The sequence below is a fragment of the Trichloromonas sp. genome (assembly GCF_034006665.1).
Lineage (GTDB): Bacteria > Desulfobacterota > Desulfuromonadia > Desulfuromonadales > Trichloromonadaceae > Trichloromonas.
The window spans coordinates 60,805-81,877 of sequence record NZ_JAVESI010000012.1; the positions used below are offsets into that span (position 1 = coordinate 60,805).

Sequence of the window (21,073 nt, forward strand, 5' to 3'; positions counted from 1 at the left end):
TATTAGTTATTTTTTCTTTTAATATTAAATTTAACACTAAATTCAAAACTAGAATTTAATGATGATGGATTTAATCTAATTCTTATGGATTTATTATGCTCTACTTGTGATAATGTATTTAAATTTACAATTGTGTCAATTGCCGTTTTAAATCTCCAATATATATTAAATGGAATAATAATATAATTAGATGGATTAACTGATTTAAAGTTAGTTCCAATATTTTCTATTGATATTAAATCATTTATCGAATTAACAGATGGACATATTAAAGTTGCTAAAGTATCACCAATATACCAATCATTATTAGTAAGTGGCGTTCCTTCTCCTAATGCGTTATAACCATTTCCTTCTAGATTACCATCTTTACCTTTATTTATATAATCTCCACTAAGACCTGGTAATTTATCTGTGCTAATTATAGCACTATTTATCTTAGAGTATCCTGGTATTGATGGATCATGAAAAGTATTACCACTATATAATAAATCACCGCCTGATTTATCACAGAAATAGATAAATTGATTTGGTTCTTGTACAACAAATTGATTATCTTTATCAACCAAACATGGTAAATTATCATAACCTGTTCTTATTGTAGTTCCGCTATTATAATTATCTCTAACTAAAAATGATAATTGTGTATTTGATATATTTTCTAGTTTTATATAATAATCTGTATTAACATATATATTATTTTTGTACTGTGATCCAATTGTTCTTATTGCGTTCTTTTCACATATAAAATCTAAATTAACTGTTGAATTATTATCTACATTTATTTCATCTATACCATTAAAAATAGATACTTTTAATTTACCTTTAGCAGAATATACAATATCTTCTAAACTTTTTATTTTATTTGTAAGATATTCAAGATATTCTTTTAATGTAAAGGATTCACCTGTATCATCCTTATATCCTGTTTGTATATTATCATCATAGTGAGCAATAAATTGATCATTTAATGTAAAAGAATCTCTAACATGTCTATTTATTCCTTTTGATTCTAATGTTTGTTCAAATTGAATAACCATGTTATCTTGTGATGCTTCTTCTAATATATATTGATTAGAATCTAATATATCATTTAGATCATCTGGGAATTCAACTGTTATAATATCTGACCAATCACTTTCTATTATTGAATCTGGATATCCAACTTCTGATATTGATGATACTCTAATTTCAACTTTTTCCCCTTGTTGTATTGGTATATCTAATTGATTAATATTAGGAGTATCTGCTTCTGATATATCTTCTATTTTCCATACCCACTCTCTTTTCATGTCATCGTATACTCTCTTTCTTAAATCTGATTTTATTGATACCCAGTTTGAAAAATAACCAGTTTTTCTAACCTCTTCATTTGATGTAATTACACTATATCCTTCTGTTTGATTTTCTAATCCACTTTTAGATGAATATCTATATTGTATATTAAATTGTACTACCTCTTGTGGTCTATATCCAGCTTGTGTCTTTGGTTCTGGCATATTCCAAAATCCCCTTACTCTAAATTTAGGTTCACTTTTTGTTAATGTATTACTTTGACTCTTTATCTGTGTAGTTATAGATTGCATCAATTTAGATAATGATTCTTGTTCTTGTACCAATTTAGTTAATTCATTTTGAGATTTATCTTTTTCTGCAATTGTTTGGTATTTTTTTACAGATAACTCTTTATTTTTTTGTGATATTGAATTATTTACCTGATCTAATTTTGTTTTTATCTTATTCTTTTCTGAATTTAGATCTTTTAATTTTTTAGTATCAGACGTATTAGTTAAATGTTTATTTATTTGAACAACTTTAAAATTTTCATTATTTAATACTGGTGAATCTGGTTTTATTGCATATTGACTTGGTATGGTTTTATTTATTAAATCTCTTAATAATTCACCATAATCATAAACAGTGTCTAAGTAATATTTTGCCATAGATACACTATTATCAGTACTTAATACTAAATCGTTTGTGTATAATCCAGTACCTTTAGACCAAACACTTCCTTTAATTCTATTTTTACTATTTGTTGGTTTCATAAAAACAACAAGGTATTCATCAAAACCAACTGATATATTAACAGTTTTTTTAATACTTACATTACCATAAAATTTTAAAATATTTGTTCCTGTTGGAAGCGGATCAAAACCTTCAATTCGTTCTACCCTTATTCTAAAATCAGATTCTGCTACACTAGTTTCTATAATCTTCCATCTAGTAACAGACTCTTGTTTATTTAAAACTAATTCATCACCTGATTTAAGTGTTTTTTCTTCTCCGTTTAATGTTGCATAATTAAATGGGTAAATATGATACCACATTTTATTATTTATTGTATCTATATCTTGTTTTAAAATTGAAAATATACCATGTTCTGTTATTTCTTGATAATCAAATGTAAAATGTTGTTCATCATAATTCATTGTTCTATTATTTATAACACCTAAATTTGTAGGATTAGTATACCAATTAATAAAGTCATTATAATTTATATTATCATTATTAACAAATTTATCAATAAAATCATTTCTAGATTTTAATCCATTAGTTGTATATTCACCATCAGAATCTCTTTCAAATGATACTATATATCTTCTTGATATAACACCATCTACTGTTCTATCAACTTTATCAGTCATATCAAACTGTAAAGAAATTAAAGGATTCATTAATGATTCAAAAAACCAATTATTTTTTGAATTAAATTGAGTAACTTTACCTAGTAAATTAATATTATTTGGTTCTCTATTTAAATCTGATAAATATACTTTTTTAGTTGATTTTCCATCTATTATATGTACATTATTATCATTTAAACCTGATAATCTCATAATATTATTATTTATAGTATTAATATCACTTTGTAATTTACCCACTGTTGGTAATGAATAATTTGTTTCATTTCCTTGTTCATCTAATTGGGTTACATTTACAACAGAATCACTACTTGATACAATATCACTGATTCTACTTAAAACTTCAACAGAATTTTTATTTAGTAAACTAATTTGTTCTGCAATACTTACAAAACTATTCTTTTTTGATGGCATATTGTTGTTATTAATTTTTATTATATATAAATATAATATGGTTAATCAATAGTAAAATAATAATAAACCTTATTATATATATTTGTATTTATTGACCATTTATATTTAAATGGCATTTTTTTAAAAATATTATCATTTATTATATTATATAAATATTTTTTATTTATAACATCATTATTACTTGATTCTATAATCACACAAAATTTATTATTATTTATTGATATATAAACATCAATATCATCATATAAATGCAAAACATTTATAAATACTTTTTTATAATGATTTATTAATTTTAAAGTAGATAAAAATTTATTAGATAATATATCAATATTTATATCGGTATCATTTGATATTATAATATCTGATATTTTTTTAATATCAATAGTTTTATACTTAAATTTACCTATATTTATTCTTTTGTTATTTATAATATACCCAAAATTTAAATACGAATAATGATCAATACCAATATAAAATTTTATCTGAATATTATTATCAGTATATAAATCAATAGATGTAACAACAGTAGATAATATTTTACTATATTTAAATTCTCTTTTTACATCTGTACTATTAATACTATTAGTTTCAAAATAAATATCATAATTATCGTGATTTAAAGAGTTATTAATACCTTTAATATATTGATTATTTAAAATAAATTTAAGTTTTAAATTTTTTAACCTATTAATAAAATTATAAAATAAACTATTTGATACAATTTTTAATGATTCTAATATAACATCATCTTTAACATCTAATTCATTATCATTATTAATAACAGTTATTTTATAATATTTATCTATTAAATTTTTTGCAGATTCTAATGATGATAATCCATCATTATAATATTTCTCTATCTCTTTATTTATATCTATATGTTTTTTATAATTTGGTGATAATAAATTATCAGTAAATATGGTAGCCTTATCTTCTGACATATCTTTATTCTTTATTAATTCATTAACAATATTTTTCCTGATTTTTTCTTTAAATCCTTTAAAAAGAATAGAATAAGCATCATCACCTGTATTTAATTTATAATCTTTAAATGATACTTTAAATTGTGTATTTCTATATGGTCTATAAAAAAAATTATTAAAATAATCTGACATTTAAATATGAGTTTTTATGTATATATAAAATAAAAAAGGTGAATTTTTAGATTCACCTTTTAAATAAAAAAATTATTATTTTACAAAATCTCTTGCTTTTTCAGGACCTATATATTTTTTATATTCATCAATTAAAAATTGAGCAAATCTTTTTGTTTTATAATAATCTGTATCCATTTTTACACCACCAATCAAAAAAACAGCTGATGATAATTCTTCATCAAGAGACCATTGTACTTCAATTGTAATTTTTTCGTCACCTGTATTATAATGATATTGACCAGGTAGGTAATAAGGCGTTCTAATACCTATGTTTTTTGATACTGTGATCTTTGATGGATCAAAATTATTTTTAATTTTTGATACTATTTTATCAAATATCCAATCATCTTTTCTTTCTTCTGATTTTAATTTTGATTTTTTACCGAAAAAATCTATTTCTTCATTTACAAAATTTTCAAAATTTTTAATATTTTTCATAATCGTTTTTTTTTGGTTCTACCATATTTTAATATTATATATTTAATTTAAAAACTCGATTTTTAATTAAATTCTTCAAATTTTAAGATTGTTCTATCAGAAAACATTTCTATTTCATAATTTTTATTTTCTTTTACTGGTACCATCTTAAATAATTGATCTTTTGTTATTTCTACCCCCTTTTCGTCAACTGGTACAACATTCCATACATATTCTTCTATTTCTCCTTTTTCTGTATTAATAGTTAATTTAGCAGTAATTGGTTTTCCTGTTACTTTTAATACTTCTCCCCACAAATCAATATTTTCTGGTTTACCATATTTTTCGTTTTTAATAATTTTAACGAAATCACCTTTCTCGTAAAAAATATTAAATGTTTTATCATTATAAATTTTAATTTTCATATCACCATTTTTATTTTTAACTATATATTAAATCTTATCTTTCAATTTCCATTCTTTATCTTTTATAGACCAATATGCTGACCATGTTTCATTGTTATAATTAATAACAACTTGCATCCAATCCTCATTATCATTCCAATATGGAGATATAACAATTTCTGAATTAATATATCTATCTGTATCAAATAAATTGACTTTTATTATATCACCAATCTTATATTTCTTAAACTTATTTAAAGTTTTATCTATACTATTTTGTTTAGTTTTTATAAGACTATTTACACTTTCACTAACAAATTGTTTAAACGTTTTCATATTTTTAATTTTTTCTCATTTTTTTTATAAAACTATATATTAATTTAAAAAACTAACTTTTTAAAAACATTTTATCATATTCAATCTATATTTTAAAAAACTATTTTATATTTAAATGTACGAAAACAAAATTTATCACCCCCTAAAATATAACCCAAGGGATATACAAATAGATGCATTAAACTTTACCAAAACAAATATAAACAGAGGCAAAAAATATATACTTATTAATGCTCCAACAGGAATAGGTAAATCATTTTTTTCTGTTATGTTCATGAATTGGTATTTAAACTATATAAACGATGATGCAAGATTCGATATACTAACTAATAGTAAAATACTTCAAAATCAATATGTTAAAGAATTCCCTTTTATGAAAAGTTTAAAGGGTAGAAATAGTTATACATGTGATACTTATAATTGTTCTTGTGCAGAAGGTAAAGAATTTAATAAGGCATTAAAGAAAAAATGTACAGATTGTCCTTATGATAGAGCCTTTTCTGAATGGAAATCAACAAATACAGCGATGACCAATTTTCACTTGTTTAATACAATTCATTTATTTTTACCTAAATTAATAGAAGAAAAAAAATCTAATGTATTAATAATAGATGAAGCAGACTCATTTGAATCAGTATTATGTGATTACATATCAATGAAAATATCACACAGAAGTTTAAAATTAATGGGGTTTAATGACACTAATATTAATCATGTATATCGTGAAATATCAAAAGTTAAGAACATATTTCATTATATTGATTTTGTTAAAAATTACTTTTTAAATATATTGGATGAAATATCAGAATCATTATTACAGAAATTGGGAAATCCTTCTATTATACAGTCTGAAAAAATTAAAATTAGTAAATATATAACAAATATAAATGGAGCAAAAGAATCATATACTGCATTTATAAATGATATAGATGGAGAAGAAGGTAATATTAATAATTGGGTTATTGATATAGATAAAGATGAATCTAAAATATTTCCAACTAACTATTCAATTCAACCAGTATGGTCAAATAAATATTTATATGATGTTATTTGGAAACATTATGATCATGTTATATTTATGTCTGGTACTATATTAGACAAAGATATGTTTGCATATATGAATGGATTAGATACTAAATTATGCTGCTATTACAGTGTACCATCACCATTTAAAGTTAGAAATAGACCAATTTATTATATAAAAGTTGGTAAAATGACATATACAGAAAAAGAAAAAACATGGGAAAAACAAAAACTAATTATAGATAAAATAATAAAGAAGAATAAAAATAATAAAGGTATAATTCATACAACAAATTATGAACTATCAAATTGGTTACAAGAATATTATAAAAATGATGATAGATTTATATTCCATAAATCAGATGATAGAGATCAAGCATTATATAAACATATAACATCCACTAAACCAACAATATTGGTAAGTCCTTCGATGATGTCCGGTGTAGACCTTAAAGATGAATTATCTAGATTTCAAATAATCATGAAGATACCATATCCAAATATTTCAAGTAATAAAATTAAAAAAAGACAAAAAGATAATAAAGATTGGTATTCATGGAGGACTGTTGCTGATATTATACAAAGTTATGGTCGCTCTATTAGATCAGATGATGATTTTGCAGAAACTTATATAATTGATGAATCTTTTTCTAATATATTAAGATATAATTATAAATTTTTACCCGATTGGTTTACTGATGCTATTAAGACACTCAAATAATTTTTCTTCTATATTTTCATCATATTTTATCCTTAATAAATTAATATTGTTATTTTTACAGTATTCGTTTTTTATTTGATCTCTTTTTTTAATTATTTTTAATTGGGTTTTTCCTCCCCAAATTTCTTTAGTTTTAAAATGTTGTTCTCCGTCATATTCTATACATAAATTATATTTTGATAAATATAAATCAAATGGTAATGGGTATTTATATCTACAATCTTTAAATCTTTTTTTGTGACTCAAATTTTATATTATTTTTGTTTAAATATTTTTTTATTTCTTTTTCTCATCTAGATTCATTACACATATAACACCCATTATTTTGAATATGTGCATCTGGTTTTTGTTCAAAAATACCATGTTTAGGGCATATTATTTTAACTTTAGTCGAGTTATTTTTATATTCAACTAAAGAATAATCATACTTATTACCATGAATTTTTTAGCTTCTTCTATAAATTGTTCAGTTGTTTTTCTTGTCATTTAAACAATTTATTATTTTTTCTAATTGTTTTTCTATCCAATTATTCATTTTGTAACTATTTTTATTACAGTATTCTTTAATATCATTATGCAATTTTGGTGATATTTTAATTGTTTTAAACTGGCTCATTTCTATTTTTTTATCCATAAACATTTTTATTTTTTAACTATATATAAAAAACAAAAGTGTAAAAATGTGTAATTAAAATAAAAAATAATAAAATAATCATGAATGAATCTAATTTAACAAACGGAGAAATTAAAGAGTTAAGAGATAAACTTAATAATGAACATATTAAGTTTGAACCCAATTTATTAAACAATAATAGATTTGAAATATATTCAGTCTTAAAAGATAAAAGTACAATTAAAATAGGTGATATAGAAGATCGTGGTATTATATCTGATTTTTTTATAGATGATAATATGATATATGTTAGATACGCAAATATATTAAGAGGACATGACAAAATAAAGATTAAGAAAAACGTATGTAAATTATAATGAAAAAAGATATAAAAATAAATTCCATATATGATGACGTAATATCAGAATACAAAGAATTTGGTATGGATATGATATGGGTTATGAAGGACGGGAAAGAAATTAAAATAAAAAATATGGAAACATCACATGTTAAAAATTGTATTAATATGTTAAATAGAAAAAGAGAAAATGAAACTAGAATAGCATGGATTGATATTTTCACAGATGTATTAATGAAAAGAAGAGAAAACAAATTAAATAAAATATTAGATAACATAAATGAGAACAGAATATGAATATGGTGAAAAAAATGTTTTTTATGTTAAAAAAACAAAAGATCTAAAATTATTTAATAATAGTATAATTAAAATTTATAATTGTACTAATTCAGAAGACTTTTATGAAGTAAAAATAAATTATGATTTATATAAAAGATTAGTTAAATTAAATAAAATATCAAAATCAGAAAAAATAGACAATATTATTAAAATGGTCGATTATATTGAGAAAAATATGACATCATTTAATAATATATTTGAACATGAATTGGTTAAAGAATTAACAAAAGAAATTGATAAACAGATACTTAAAAATTTATTAGATTTAAAATGATAAACGAAATAATAATATTTAAAGTAAATATTGATGATTATTATGATAGACAATTAATAGAACAACAAATGTTAAAATATCCATTTATTGAATCTATGGGAGTTAGTAGAATTGATGCTAAAATGTTAATAAAAATAAAAACTGATATATTAACTGAAAGAAAAAATAAATTAAATAAATTACTTAATAAACCATCAGATATTGATATATTCTTAGAAAAGTATAAAAATAAAATTCAATATGTTGATCTTTTTAAAAATATCAACAAAAACGACTTAAATTAAAAAATAAAAATATGATGTGATATTAAAATTTTGGTATTATGGTGATTGTAACTTACAAATTGTAAAAAAGTTTAAGAAAGTAAACGATTATGGTACAACAATTTGGCCATATTTCCAAGTTCAATTATCTAAAAATACAATAGATATAATTTTTAATGAAAAATATGAAATATTGCAACAACTATTTCGTAGAATTAAGATAGAAAAAATGAATACTAATAGTATTAAATTTGATAATGAATTTTTAATATTTTATATAGAAAATATTGATAATATAAACATAACAAAATAAAGAATATGGCAAACTTAAAAGAATTGTTGTTTTGGGAAAAGTATAGACCAAAAACATTAAAACAGATGATATTAATACCTAGAATAGAATCCATTATTAATAATGGTGTCTTTGATAATAAGATTTTATATGGTACACCAGGCACAGGAAAAAGCACATTAGCGAATATATTATCAGAACAAAACAGTTTTATTAAAATAAATGCATCAATGGAGAATGGAATTGATGTATTAAGAAATACAATTGATAATTATATAGATACATTGGATTTTAGTTCTATAGATGGATATAAAGTTATATATTTAGATGAATTTGATAGAGCGAGTGTTCAATTACAAGATGCATTAAAAGGATATGTTGAGACTCATCATGATAGGGTTAGATTTATATTTACTACGAATCATATTCATAAAATAACACCAGAATTAAGATCCAGATTTACTGAAATTTGTTTTAATCCAATTGGTTCAAATGAAAGAAAATTTTTATATGAAAAACAAGTTAATTATTTAAGGGCAATTTGTAAAAAAGAGAATTGTGATTTATATAATGATAAAGAACCATTTAAAAAAATTGTTAATAAATATTTTCCAGATTTAAGAAAATCTATACAATTATTAGGACATATTATAAAATCAGGTGATTTATCTATAATAGAATCCGATATAAATACAGAAGTTGTTGATGTATATAAATTTATAATTGATGGTGATTTAAATCCTATTATAAACTATGATTATGTCATGAATAATTTTTATACAAATTATGAAGAAGTATTTGAACAATTAGGAAGACCTTTTTTTGAATATCTAAAAGAATACCATATCGAAAAAATATTAGAAAAGGGTTCATTAATATTAAATATTCAAAATGAATATAATAATAATATATCAATTTCACCAGATCCATTAATACTTTTAATAAATTACATTTTATCACTAAAAAAGGCATTAATAAATTAATATATATCTTCATGATATATGATTACTTAAAAGATAATAATATTTCCAATCTAGGTTGTGTTGCTATTATAAATGATAGCTATTATCTTTTTATTATAACCGAAAAAGAAATTATGAAGGGTATACCAATAGATGATAATGAAGGTATATATGATGGTTTACAATATAATGATATAGCATTAGTTGGTGTAAATATTATAGGAGAAGATGATTTTATTGATGCTTCACAAATAACAGATGATAATATGGTTTCATTATTATATGCTATTAGTATATTATATATTTATACTTTAAAAACAGATGGATTAATAATAGAAGATATTGTAGATCTAAGTCTATTTGAATATTTAATAGATAAAGTAATTGATGATTTTGAAACTAATAATTATTTAAAAAATTTATCATAGATTATTTCTGCACTATATTTTTTCCTATAACCTAGTTTTTCATGTTCTTCTATATTTTTTAAAATATCTTGATTATTATGAACAGATAATTTAGTTGATTCTATTATATCATCATATCTTTTAAAATCTTTTTCAGATACTCTATTTTCTTCTCTTACTATTTCTATTATATTAGAAATAACATCTTTTAAATATGATGGTTTATAATTAAATATAGAATCTATACTTTCATTTAATTCATTGAACTTTTTTATTTTCATATTATTCATTATTTTTTAATACAGACAACGCCTTTTTGGTATTTTTAATTCTTATATTCATTGGTACACTTATATCATAACTATTTAAGCTATCGTTATAAATTTTATCATAATTTTCTTTTTTAAACCATAATGGTATATTTTTATTATAGAATACATTATACCAGTTTATATAATCAGGAAATTTTTTTATAATATTAATTAATTCTTCTTCGTTATAATTTGGATTGTCTAAAACATTATCAATAAAAGACGGAAATAATTTTAAATCTTTATATTTATCTATAAAATCAATACTCAATTTAATATTTCTTAATGCATTTTCAAATTTATATCTAAAATCAGAAAATCTAATATTATTTAATTTTCTCATAACAATATTCCAATTATTATGACCTATAAAATCTAAAATTTGTTTTCTTTCATCTTTTAAGGAATCATTACCTTCTAATACGTATTCATTAAAGTTTTTAATCATTATATTTCAATAATATTTTGAGATAATTCACAATCAACAAATTCTCTTTTAGTTTGTGTACCATCTTGATTTTTAGTTCTTAATTTAGCTCTTAAAAATTGACCTTGATAAAAAGTACCATTGAATATTATTCCATCTTTAAAAAGTCCATCTTTCCAAACACCATTAAACCAAACACCATCTTCCCATGTACCAAATTTCCATTCTCCCCCTCTAAATGCACCAAATTTCCATACACCATTATACCATGTACCAGCATTAAAAACTAGTGTATCATTTAAAATTTCTAATCTGGTTTTAAATGTTTCGGCATCAATAAACCATGACATTTTTTCTTTAACTAAAATTTCTTCTATCTGATATGGTTCAGTATATATCTTTCCTTTATATTTTAATTCTATATATTTACTCATACTTAAAATATATTTTTTAGTATATATTAAAAAATAAAAACCATCTTTTTAAGATGGTTTAAATTGTTCTTTCTATTTTTTTAGATTTATAATATGGTATTAGTTTTAGTTCTGTTAATGTATTAATATCATCAGAATCTATTTTAGATAACACTTTTTTGTTTTTTAATAATATATTAATATATGAATAATTTTTAATTTCAATTGAAAGTTTAAGTGCTTTATTATTTGCATAAGAAGGATCAAATCTATTATCACATAATAACATATTTAATATTTCATATCTATAATCATTCATATTATATTCAATAAAATCAGTAAATAGGTTATTAATATGGTCGGTTATTTTTATATCTGGTAATGATAAGAAATATGATAATATCTCTAATTTATTAGAATGTAGACAATTATAAATTATTGTTTTTAATAGATTATCTATTTTATTTTTTACTCTTTTATCATTTATTAAAATTTTAAAAACTTCTAAATTAGATTTTTCTATACAAAGTTCGAATGCATGATAATTAAAATCTAATGGATTTACACTATTAAATTTAAGTAATTCCTTTAATATTTCTATTTCATTGTAGTATGATGCCCATCTTAATGCATAATTTTGATCAGAATCAACATTTACATTTTTCTTTGTTTTTAATATGTGAATAATATAATTGGGGTTAACAGTACCAACTGTATTATACAATATTTCTTTAATATTATATACTTCTTTACTCATAATATAAAAAATTTATGATGCAAAGGTAATAAAAATTATTTGATTTTCGTGCTTAAAAATATAAAAAATTCTCTAACTTCAGTAACATTTATTTTAAACATTTTTCCGTTATATTCAAAAAACCCTTTTCTTGCTTCGTTTTCTGGTTTGAATATTCTTATTCTGCCTAAATTATCACTTTCATATTCTATATGAATTGATGATTTTTTTGAACCGTCTATTTCTTCAATTGTATTACCAATTGATATTTTATGATAAATATTATTATCTATTTCAAATTTTATTTCTTTTTTAATAAAATCAAATGAAATATCATTATCATCATTCATTCTTTTTATTTTTCGATAATTTAATTCTCTTTCCATTTGATCTCTTTCATTATTATCCATAAAATTTTTATCAAATTGATTAAATTTTTTTATAATAGGCATTATTAAGTATTTATTTTTTAAACAATAATTAAACTTTTTACTATATATAAAAAAAATTAGACAAAAATGAGCCAATTTTATAAAAAAGATGATGCACAAAGAAAGATTGTAACAATTGTTGATGAACAAGATATATTTTATCAATTATCAGATGGACAAATGATTAAAAAAGATATCTTTAATAAATATTATTTACCATTTGTATCAAAACAAAATACAAATATAAATAATCCACCATTAAATGAATCAAGTGAAATTGATCCTGTATCTTTTTTTAATACACCATCAGTAAAACAAGATGTAATTCAAAAAATAAAGAATACAGATACATCAAATATACCAGACGTTAAAATGCCACCACAAGTTGTAAATAAACCAATTGATAATTTACCAAATCAACAAATGGTTAATGAAAGTATAGTTAAACAAGTTGAAGATTTACCTATACCTAATAATACAAATACTGATGTATCACAATATAAAGTATATGATAATGACGATGATGCATATCAAGATTTTATTAAAAAAAATCAGCACCCACCAGTTCAACAACCACCAACACCTGCTCCTAAACCTTTAAGTGAAATAGATCAATTATTTGAAGACGAAAAGATGGCATTTGGTGAAGAAGAAGCTATAAAAAGAAGAGATATTAGATTAAAAAAGAATCCTGTTGTTCAAAGACAAACAATAGAACAAACACAATCTACTCATCAATTTGATCCATCTGAAATGATGTTTAAATCATTTAAGAGAAATCACCCTATTAGTGTAACAATTAAATTTGAAGATAAAATAGGAAATCCTGATTTTGTTAAAATGATGATGGAAAATATGGATGGTGATATTGTAGGATATTATAAAAAAATAATAATGAATAATATTATTAATAATATTAAACATGTTGAAGACGAAGTAGAAAGATGTATAAAATTAGAAATTTTTGGAGAAGAACCAGAAGATGAATTAATTCCAGGTGGAAAAACAAAAGCAGGTAAACAATTATATAAATACATTGACGAAAATGGTAAAATAATTGAAATGTTACCAACCACCGCTAAAAAGAAAAACTTAAAACCTTATAAAACAGAATAATGAATATTGTATTAGATTTTGATGGAACTTGTGTATCACATGAGTTTCCATCTATTGGAAAAGATATTGGTGCAATACCAGTATTAAAGGAACTTGTAGATAATGGACATAATATAATATTATTTACAATGAGAAGTGATAGATTGGAAAATAATGATACTGGTGATGATAATATAGATGATATCACTGGTAATTTTTTAACGGATGCTGTAAATTGGTTTAATGAAAATGATATACCTTTATATGGTATACAAACAAATCCTACACAAAAAAATTGGACAACATCTCCTAAGGCATATGGAGATATTTATATAGATGATGCTGCACTTGGTTGTCCTTTAGTTTATGAACATGGACATCGACCATATGTTGATTGGATAAAAGTTAAAGAAATGTTAAAATTGATGGGATTAATTTAAAATCCCATTTTTTATTTTTAATATGTACTAAAAAAATATAAAAATATGATTAAAAAATTTAAACATTATATAAATGATTCTGATAAAATATCAGAAGATGATTATAGATATTTTAAAAGAAACTTCTTAGATGATAAAGGTAAATATGTAAAAGATATTAAGGATAATAGAAATAAATGGGAAAAGATGATGTTAGCAACATGTAAAAATCATTGGGGTATTGGTGATGGCGGAAAAGATTTCCCAAAAGAAGAAATGAAAAAAGTTATATCTGAATTTTTAGATGATTACATTAAAAAATTTGATAAGATAGATTCTATTTAAATTCTTAGATTCATTTAAACAAAAATAATAAAAACAAAATACAAAATTATCCCTATATATATATTATATGGGGATTTTTTATGACAATGTATTTAACTAAACCACCATCAAATCCTAAAGATGGTGATTCTTTTTATGATAAAACAAACAATCAATTTTATATTTACCATTTTAATAAGTGGTATTTGTTTTCTATTGTAAAAAATCAAACAAATATATTATTTGAACGAAAACAAAAAATAAATAAACTTTTATATAATATTAATAATATAAACTAAAATTAAAAATTAAAAACTAAAAATTATGAAAGCAAAAATCGTTAAAAAAGAGTATTATGTAGCTGTTACAAAAGATGGTAAAGAATACTATGTAGATATTGAAGATAAATTAATTAAGGATGCTTACAAAAATAAAAAATCCATTAAAGGTAATATTATAGAAGATACAATTGTTAATGTTTATGATGATGGTACAATGTCTAGAAGTTATTCTGTTTATGAGAAATTTATACCTATTGAAGATAATTGTAAATGCAATAAAAAATGTGATTGTGAAAAATAATGTAAATAATAATGAAAATAGATTTACTATATCTAAATGAAGCAAAAAGAATAAGATTAGATTATTTAAATAACCTAAAGTATATATCTGATAAAGAAGAAGATATTAAAAGTTATTTAAGTAAATTAGATGATATAAAGAAGTATATAACAGAAAATGAAATAGAAGATAGAGGAGAATATAATGATATACTATTAAATATAAATAAAAATATCGATATTTTAAAGGATTATATAAGTGTATATAATGATAATATTAAACAATTAGATATAGATCAAAAGAAATTATATTTCAATATTAAAGATAAATATAAAGATATATCTGATGATGATATAAGAAAACAAATAATAGAGTATATTAAACCATTCGATGAAGAATTTAAAAAAAAATTAAACAATGAATAAAGAATTTTTAATAGATTATTTAAGTACAAACTCTCCTTCTACATATGAATTAGAAGGACAACTATTATGGAAAAATTATTTATCAAAATATGTTGATAATTTTCATGTTGATAATTATGGTTCAATTGCAGCTATAATTCATAACAATGACATAATGGCTGAAAAATTTAAAGTTGTAATTGAAGCACATGCTGATGAAATTGGTTTTATTGTAAATAATATTACAGATGATGGTTATATTAATGTAATCGGTAATGGTGGAATTGATTATAATATTGTACCAGGTACACATGTTAACATAATGGGAAATAATGGATTAATTAAAGGTGTATTTGGATGGGTACCTGTTCATCTTATTGAAAAAGAAGATAAATTATCACCTAAACAAGATAATGTTTTTATTGATATTGGAGCTTCTTCGAAAGAAGAAGTTACTGAAATGGGAATAGAATTAGGACAATTTATTGTATTTAATAGAAAACCAGAAATAATTAATAATAAGATATTTAGTAAATCTTTAGATAATAAAATAGGTGGATATATTATAGCAGAAGTAGCTAGAAAATTAAAAGAAGAAAACATTAAATTGCCTTATGATTTATACATTATAAATGCTGTTCAAGAAGAAGTTGGATTAAGAGGAGCTAGAATGATAACCGAACAAATAAAACCAGATATTGCTATATGTATAGATGTATGTCATGATACCAATATACCATTAATAGATAAAAAGAAACACGGTGATTATAAAATAGGTGAAGGTATTGTAATAACACAATCCCCTGCTATACAAAGAAACTTTTTAAAATTGATGAAAGATACAGCAAAAGAAAATGATATTAAATTTAAATTAGAAATTAATAAATATAATACTGGAACAGATACAGATGCATATAACTTATCTAATGGTGGTGTAATATCAGGTTTAATTTCTGTGCCAGTTAAATACATGCATACACCAAATGAAGTAGCATCATTAGATGATGTACAAAATGCAATAGACTTCTATTTTAATTTATTACAAAATATACAACATCAACATGATTTTAAATACTTCTAATCAAATGATTAATAACCACTTAAAAATAAGTGGTTATTTTTTTATAAAAAATTTGTATAATTAAAAAAAGTTATATACTTTTGTAATCTCATTTGAATTAAAAGAATGCACACTAAATTAGACATTGAGATTACAATAAGTGATTTGAAATTATCTGGTAATGGTATATTGAAAGATGATACCATTAAATCTATTTACATTAAATTTAATGATGTTGATGATAGATTTCAAATATTTAATTGTATAAAAAGACACCAATTATATATTGATACCAATGATATGAGAGTGTTGTGTTCTGATGAAGCACCTACGGGCAGATTAACACATAAAGCTATAATAGTACCATCTTTATCTAATATAGGTAATGAAGTATCATTAAGTTTTTTTGATGATGAATGTAGAAAAGATTACCTTAAAAAATTATATACTACATTATTAAACTGGGCAAATAATTGGCATGGTTTTGATAAAGATTCACCTAGTAATATATCAGTTGTTGATAATAGATGGGTAGTTTATTGTGATAAAAAAAATATGGATGAATATGATGAATGTTAAAAATAAATAATATGAAAAAAATTAATTTTGATGATTTAAAATTTATGGTAGGTATAACCATTGGTATTGTGGTATTTGCAGTAATTATGTATTCAATTTTTAAAATATTAATTTAATTAAAAATGAAAAAACTAAAAGATTTTCTTTGACAGTATTTAACTATAATTGATAAAGTATCAAATATAGTTCGGTTGTATCAATCGTTAAAAAGGTAAATAAAACAAAACAATTAAATTATTATTAACTTAAAACAAATTAAATTATGTTAACTTTTTTTGGAGTATTAGCTGTAATTTTAGGAATTGCACTATTTATTATTAAACCATTTTTATCATTATCTGATGAATACCAAGTAAAAACAGATAGACTTGGAAATCAAGTTAAAGTATTAGTTAAGAAAAAGTCACACCCATTTTTAATTCAACTAACTAAAAAATGGAATGCATTATCGATCCTATTAGTTGGTTTATTTCTAATTATGATACCGTATTTATTTTTCTATGCAGAAAGAGGCTATAATTATCTATTAGTATACCCAAATGGTAAAATGGATGCTGTAATGACACAAGGTATTAAATTTAGATGGTTTGCAAAAATTGATCAATGGCAAAAATATATTGATGTAAAAGTTGTGAATGAAACTAATCAAAAAGAAACAGATGTCAGTGAATTGGAGGGTGTAATGAGACCTGTTCCTATTAGATTTATTGATCAGGTAACAGCAGATGGTTATGTTTCTCTTAGGTTTCAAATACCAGAAGTTAAAGAACTATTTATTGAATTAGCCGTAAAATATAGAACAATGAGTAATTTGGTTTATAATACAATTATACCAACCGCACGTGAACAACTTATTAATACTGGTTATATGTTTGCTGCGCAAGATTATATTTCAGGAGATGCTCAAAGTTTTAGACAAACATTTGAAGAACAATTAAAAAATGGCACATATGCTGTTAATAAAATTGAAAAAATTGATACAGTATATGCAGATATAGAAATGAAAGATAATTCAAGAAGAATTAAAGAAATAAAAACTAGATATGAAGTAAAACGTATTGAAGTAGATGGTATAGTTAAACGTATCCCACATGAATTATCAGAGAATAATATTATTGTATCACAGGTTATTGTAGATGATATTGATCTTGAAAAAGCATTTAAAACAAGATTGGAAAAACAGAGGGATGAATCAGCAAAAAGACAACTTGAACAACAAATGATTGAAACTGCTAAAGCAGAACAACAACGTATCATTGCTCAAGGTGAACGTGATAAAGCACAAGAAAGAGTAAATCAAGAAAAAGAACAAGTATCTAAACTTATTGCAATTGAAACTAAACTTAAACAAGAGTCAACAGAACGAGATTTAGCAAAAATTGCACTCGAAACTGAAAAATTAAAATCACAAGCAGTTAAAGTAAAAGCAGATGCAGAATCATATCAAAATAGACAACTTGTTAATGCTGGTCTTACTCCACAGGAAAGAGCTAAAATTGATAAAGAGACCGCTATTGGTGTAGCAGCTGAGTTAGCTAAAATGAAATTTCCTACCTATATGGTTATTGGTGGAGAAAATGGTGAAAGTAATCCTATTGAAGCATTAATAGGATCAGCAATGGCAAAACAACTCTTAGAACCAACAAAAAAATAATTAAATTATAATTATTTTTAAACCCTGTCTCAAAAAGATAGGGTTTTTTATTTTATATATATGGGTATAAAAAATATTCTTAATATATGAAATTGATAAAAACACATCAAGATTACTTAGAATATCTAATAATTGAATCTATTAATAATGATGAATTTCTTTTTATTATTTCTTCTGAATTATATAATTTATTAAAAACAATTAATCATCCCATTGCAGAAGAATTAGTAACACAATACTTAGGTATTTATGATAATTTAAAAAAACAAACATTTTTAGATATTGTTTATGATGAACATGATAAATTTTATTTTGTTAATAGTAATAAATTGATATCCGTTATTAATAAAGATTATCCAGAATCATGGAAAAAATATAATCCAAATAGATATATAATTGATTTAGTTAGAGAAAATCCATCAATTATAAATAAAATAAGAACTAAAATCAGAATAGGTAGATTAATAAAAAAATTATTTGGTGATAAATTTCCAGAAAGCGGAAAACCAGGAGAAGATATACAATCATTCATGGATGAATACGCAAGACAATTTGAAGTAAAAGGGGATTTTAGAGTAGTAGAAGGTGAAGATATTATAAAATATTATAATGTAAATAAATATTCTCAATCTACTAAATCAAATCCATTAAGAGGGTCATGTATGAGATATGAAGAATGTGGGGATTATTTAAAATTTTATGCAATTAATCCAGATAAAGTTAAACTTATTATATTAATGGATGAAGATCATGATGATAAAATAAAAGGCAGAGCATTATTATGGAAGATAGATGAAATAAATGAAGAAAAAGTAGACGATGTTTATTTTATGGATCGAATATATTTTATTGATAATGAAACACTTAATAATTTTGTTGCTTATGCTATACAAAATGGTTATCTTTATAAAATGAATCAAACATCACAAAATGATGAGAAAATTGTTAATCCTAAATTACAAATATCTGATAAATTAATATTAAAAGTTAAAGATATAAATTATGATAAGAATTTATTATTCCCATATTTAGATACATTATATATGTATAATCCATATGAAAAGATATTAACTAATGATGATCAAAAATATGGAGCAAAACAAAATTATGTGACATTAGATGCATTAGAAGGTAAAACTAAAATAATTTGGTCAGATAGATATAATGATATTTTATTAAAAAAAATCAATTCATACTATTCTGAATATTTAAAAGAATATATTAAAAAAGAAGATAGTGAAACAGTTGTAATTAATGGTGTATATGATAATATAACAAAAGAAGATTTAAAAAAACTTAAATTTAGTAAAGAGTATCAAACATATTATGATGAAAAAAATGTTATATACCTAGAAGAATATGACGATTATATACCTTTAAATAAATTAGATTTATATTTCGTATATTCAGACTTTTTTAATAGATATTATAGAGATACAGATGCAATATATTCTAAATATATGAATGATTATATACCGATTGAACATGCAATAAGAGTTTATACTGATAAAAATCGTAATAATTACTATATTACATTGATAGATGATCCAAATGAAAATTTTTACAAATATAACGGAGAATATTATTCAAATGATGTTAAAAAAGAAGATTTAAAATAAATGAAAATACTATTAGATTTTAATGATTATATAATAGATTTAGTTTTAGAGAACATTAGTAAAGATTTACCATTTATTTTATCAGGAAGATTAGTGGATATATTAGAAAACATAGACCATGATATTGTAGATGAACTTTTATCAAAACATAACCAATATGAAAAAATATCATTAATTGATATATCAGATGAATTTGATAAATTCACTGTATCAAATTCACCAAAAATAATTGAACTTTTATCAAAACATTATAACAAAGATAATATAACAGATATAGATTTTTATAATTATATTGATACAAATAAAGATATATGGGATAAATTTAGAAATAAGGTAAAGATAGGTAGATTAATAAAAAAATTATTCGGTGATAAATTCCCTGACAGTGGTAGTGATGATAGTATAGAATCATTTATCA

29 protein-coding genes are annotated in these 21,073 nt (G+C 22.2%); 17 read left to right on the forward strand and 12 right to left on the reverse strand.

Annotation, left to right across the window (positions count from 1 at the left end; genetic code table 11):
* Nucleotides 1-2: 2 nt before the first annotated feature.
* From RBR25_RS06945 to RBR25_RS06965, 5 genes are all read right to left on the reverse strand, one after another.
* On the reverse strand, nt 3-3,056 hold the full coding sequence (locus tag RBR25_RS06945; RefSeq protein ID WP_432818819.1) for a hypothetical protein: 3,054 nt from the start codon (nt 3,054-3,056) through the stop codon (nt 3-5).
* Nucleotides 3,057-3,097: 41 nt separating this feature from the next.
* Nucleotides 3,098-4,171 carry a hypothetical protein gene (locus tag RBR25_RS06950; RefSeq protein WP_432818820.1) on the reverse strand — a complete coding sequence of 358 codons (1,074 nt, stop codon included), beginning with the start codon at nt 4,169-4,171 and terminating at the stop codon, nt 3,098-3,100.
* A gap of 75 nt (nt 4,172-4,246) precedes the next feature.
* Nucleotides 4,247-4,651 carry a hypothetical protein gene (locus RBR25_RS06955; protein ID WP_432818821.1) on the reverse strand — a complete coding sequence of 135 codons (405 nt, stop codon included), beginning with the start codon at nt 4,649-4,651 and terminating at the stop codon, nt 4,247-4,249.
* Nucleotides 4,652-4,713: 62 nt separating this feature from the next.
* Nucleotides 4,714-5,055, reverse strand: a complete 342-nt coding sequence (locus RBR25_RS06960; RefSeq protein WP_432818822.1) for a hypothetical protein — start codon at nt 5,053-5,055, stop codon at nt 4,714-4,716.
* A 27-nt stretch (nt 5,056-5,082) separates the two neighbouring features.
* Nucleotides 5,083-5,370, reverse strand: coding sequence for a hypothetical protein (locus tag RBR25_RS06965; RefSeq protein ID WP_432818823.1), 288 nt, complete (start codon nt 5,368-5,370; stop codon nt 5,083-5,085).
* A gap of 115 nt (nt 5,371-5,485) precedes the next feature.
* On the opposite strand from RBR25_RS06965, the gene RBR25_RS06970 reads away from it, so the two are divergent.
* Nucleotides 5,486-7,114: a helicase C-terminal domain-containing protein gene (locus RBR25_RS06970; protein ID WP_432818824.1), complete on the forward strand. Its 1,629-nt coding sequence runs from the start codon at nt 5,486-5,488 to the stop codon at nt 7,112-7,114.
* Here the strand turns inward: RBR25_RS06970 and RBR25_RS06975 are convergent.
* Nucleotides 7,073-7,360, reverse strand: a complete 288-nt coding sequence (locus tag RBR25_RS06975) for a hypothetical protein (RefSeq protein WP_432818825.1) — start codon at nt 7,358-7,360, stop codon at nt 7,073-7,075. The genes RBR25_RS06970 and RBR25_RS06975 overlap by 42 nt on opposite strands.
* Before the next feature lie 220 nt (nt 7,361-7,580).
* Nucleotides 7,581-7,748, reverse strand: coding sequence for a hypothetical protein (locus RBR25_RS06980; protein ID WP_432818826.1), 168 nt, complete (start codon nt 7,746-7,748; stop codon nt 7,581-7,583).
* Between the two features lie 80 nt (nt 7,749-7,828).
* Between RBR25_RS06980 and RBR25_RS06985 the strand changes: the two genes are divergently transcribed.
* From RBR25_RS06985 to RBR25_RS07010, 6 genes are all read left to right on the forward strand, one after another.
* Nucleotides 7,829-8,104 (forward strand): hypothetical protein, encoded by a 276-nt coding sequence (locus tag RBR25_RS06985; protein WP_432818827.1) that lies wholly within the window; start codon nt 7,829-7,831, stop codon nt 8,102-8,104.
* Nucleotides 8,104-8,382: a hypothetical protein gene (locus tag RBR25_RS06990; RefSeq protein WP_432818828.1), complete on the forward strand. Its 279-nt coding sequence runs from the start codon at nt 8,104-8,106 to the stop codon at nt 8,380-8,382. Before RBR25_RS06985 ends, RBR25_RS06990 begins: the two co-directional genes overlap by 1 nt.
* A complete protein-coding gene (locus RBR25_RS06995; protein ID WP_432818829.1) occupies nt 8,366-8,698 on the forward strand; it encodes a hypothetical protein in 333 nt (110 codons plus the stop codon). Before RBR25_RS06990 ends, RBR25_RS06995 begins: the two co-directional genes overlap by 17 nt.
* Nucleotides 8,695-8,982, forward strand: coding sequence for a hypothetical protein (locus tag RBR25_RS07000; RefSeq protein WP_432818830.1), 288 nt, complete (start codon nt 8,695-8,697; stop codon nt 8,980-8,982). The genes RBR25_RS06995 and RBR25_RS07000 overlap by 4 nt, the downstream gene beginning before the upstream one ends.
* A gap of 297 nt (nt 8,983-9,279) precedes the next feature.
* Nucleotides 9,280-10,236, forward strand: a complete 957-nt coding sequence (locus RBR25_RS07005; protein ID WP_432818831.1) for an AAA family ATPase — start codon at nt 9,280-9,282, stop codon at nt 10,234-10,236.
* An 11-nt stretch (nt 10,237-10,247) separates the two neighbouring features.
* Entirely contained in the window at nt 10,248-10,643 is a 396-nt protein-coding gene (locus RBR25_RS07010) for a hypothetical protein (protein WP_432818832.1), read from the forward strand.
* Here the strand turns inward: RBR25_RS07010 and RBR25_RS07015 are convergent.
* From RBR25_RS07015 to RBR25_RS07035, 5 genes are read right to left on the reverse strand one after another with little or no spacing between them, the layout of a single operon-like run.
* Nucleotides 10,622-10,903, reverse strand: a complete 282-nt coding sequence (locus RBR25_RS07015; protein WP_432818833.1) for a hypothetical protein — start codon at nt 10,901-10,903, stop codon at nt 10,622-10,624. The two genes, RBR25_RS07010 and RBR25_RS07015, sit on opposite strands and share 22 nt — an antisense overlap.
* A 1-nt stretch (nt 10,904) precedes the next feature.
* The gene (locus RBR25_RS07020) at nt 10,905-11,381 is read right to left on the reverse strand and encodes a hypothetical protein (RefSeq protein ID WP_432818834.1); all 477 of its coding nucleotides are present in this window, start codon (nt 11,379-11,381) and stop codon (nt 10,905-10,907) included.
* Nucleotides 11,381-11,794, reverse strand: coding sequence for a hypothetical protein (locus RBR25_RS07025; protein ID WP_432818835.1), 414 nt, complete (start codon nt 11,792-11,794; stop codon nt 11,381-11,383). Before RBR25_RS07025 ends, RBR25_RS07020 begins: the two co-directional genes overlap by 1 nt.
* Nucleotides 11,795-11,852: 58 nt before the next feature.
* Nucleotides 11,853-12,530, reverse strand: coding sequence for a hypothetical protein (locus RBR25_RS07030; protein ID WP_432818836.1), 678 nt, complete (start codon nt 12,528-12,530; stop codon nt 11,853-11,855).
* 35 nt (nt 12,531-12,565) lie between these two features.
* A complete protein-coding gene (locus tag RBR25_RS07035) occupies nt 12,566-12,961 on the reverse strand; it encodes a hypothetical protein (protein ID WP_432818837.1) in 396 nt (131 codons plus the stop codon).
* A gap of 66 nt (nt 12,962-13,027) precedes the next feature.
* Between RBR25_RS07035 and RBR25_RS07040 the strand changes: the two genes are divergently transcribed.
* From RBR25_RS07040 to RBR25_RS07085, 10 genes are all read left to right on the forward strand, one after another.
* Nucleotides 13,028-14,056 carry a hypothetical protein gene (locus tag RBR25_RS07040; RefSeq protein WP_432818838.1) on the forward strand — a complete coding sequence of 343 codons (1,029 nt, stop codon included), beginning with the start codon at nt 13,028-13,030 and terminating at the stop codon, nt 14,054-14,056.
* A complete protein-coding gene (locus RBR25_RS07045) occupies nt 14,056-14,475 on the forward strand; it encodes a hypothetical protein (RefSeq protein WP_432818839.1) in 420 nt (139 codons plus the stop codon). Before RBR25_RS07040 ends, RBR25_RS07045 begins: the two co-directional genes overlap by 1 nt.
* A gap of 45 nt (nt 14,476-14,520) precedes the next feature.
* Nucleotides 14,521-14,799 carry a hypothetical protein gene (locus tag RBR25_RS07050; RefSeq protein WP_432818840.1) on the forward strand — a complete coding sequence of 93 codons (279 nt, stop codon included), beginning with the start codon at nt 14,521-14,523 and terminating at the stop codon, nt 14,797-14,799.
* 303 nt (nt 14,800-15,102) lie between these two features.
* Nucleotides 15,103-15,360, forward strand: a complete 258-nt coding sequence (locus RBR25_RS07055; protein ID WP_432818841.1) for a hypothetical protein — start codon at nt 15,103-15,105, stop codon at nt 15,358-15,360.
* An 11-nt stretch (nt 15,361-15,371) separates the two neighbouring features.
* Nucleotides 15,372-15,764 (forward strand): hypothetical protein, encoded by a 393-nt coding sequence (locus RBR25_RS07060; protein ID WP_432818842.1) that lies wholly within the window; start codon nt 15,372-15,374, stop codon nt 15,762-15,764.
* Nucleotides 15,757-16,824, forward strand: coding sequence for a M20/M25/M40 family metallo-hydrolase (locus RBR25_RS07065; protein ID WP_432818843.1), 1,068 nt, complete (start codon nt 15,757-15,759; stop codon nt 16,822-16,824). The genes RBR25_RS07060 and RBR25_RS07065 overlap by 8 nt, the downstream gene beginning before the upstream one ends.
* Nucleotides 16,825-16,929: 105 nt before the next feature.
* Nucleotides 16,930-17,382 carry a hypothetical protein gene (locus RBR25_RS07070; RefSeq protein ID WP_432818844.1) on the forward strand — a complete coding sequence of 151 codons (453 nt, stop codon included), beginning with the start codon at nt 16,930-16,932 and terminating at the stop codon, nt 17,380-17,382.
* A 262-nt stretch (nt 17,383-17,644) separates the two neighbouring features.
* Entirely contained in the window at nt 17,645-19,036 is a 1,392-nt protein-coding gene (locus tag RBR25_RS07075; protein ID WP_432818845.1) for an SPFH domain-containing protein, read from the forward strand.
* Between the two features lie 86 nt (nt 19,037-19,122).
* On the forward strand, nt 19,123-20,655 hold the full coding sequence (locus RBR25_RS07080; protein WP_432818846.1) for a hypothetical protein: 1,533 nt from the start codon (nt 19,123-19,125) through the stop codon (nt 20,653-20,655).
* A partial coding sequence (locus tag RBR25_RS07085) for a hypothetical protein (RefSeq protein ID WP_432818847.1) occupies nt 20,656-21,073 on the forward strand: 418 nt, incomplete at its 3' end.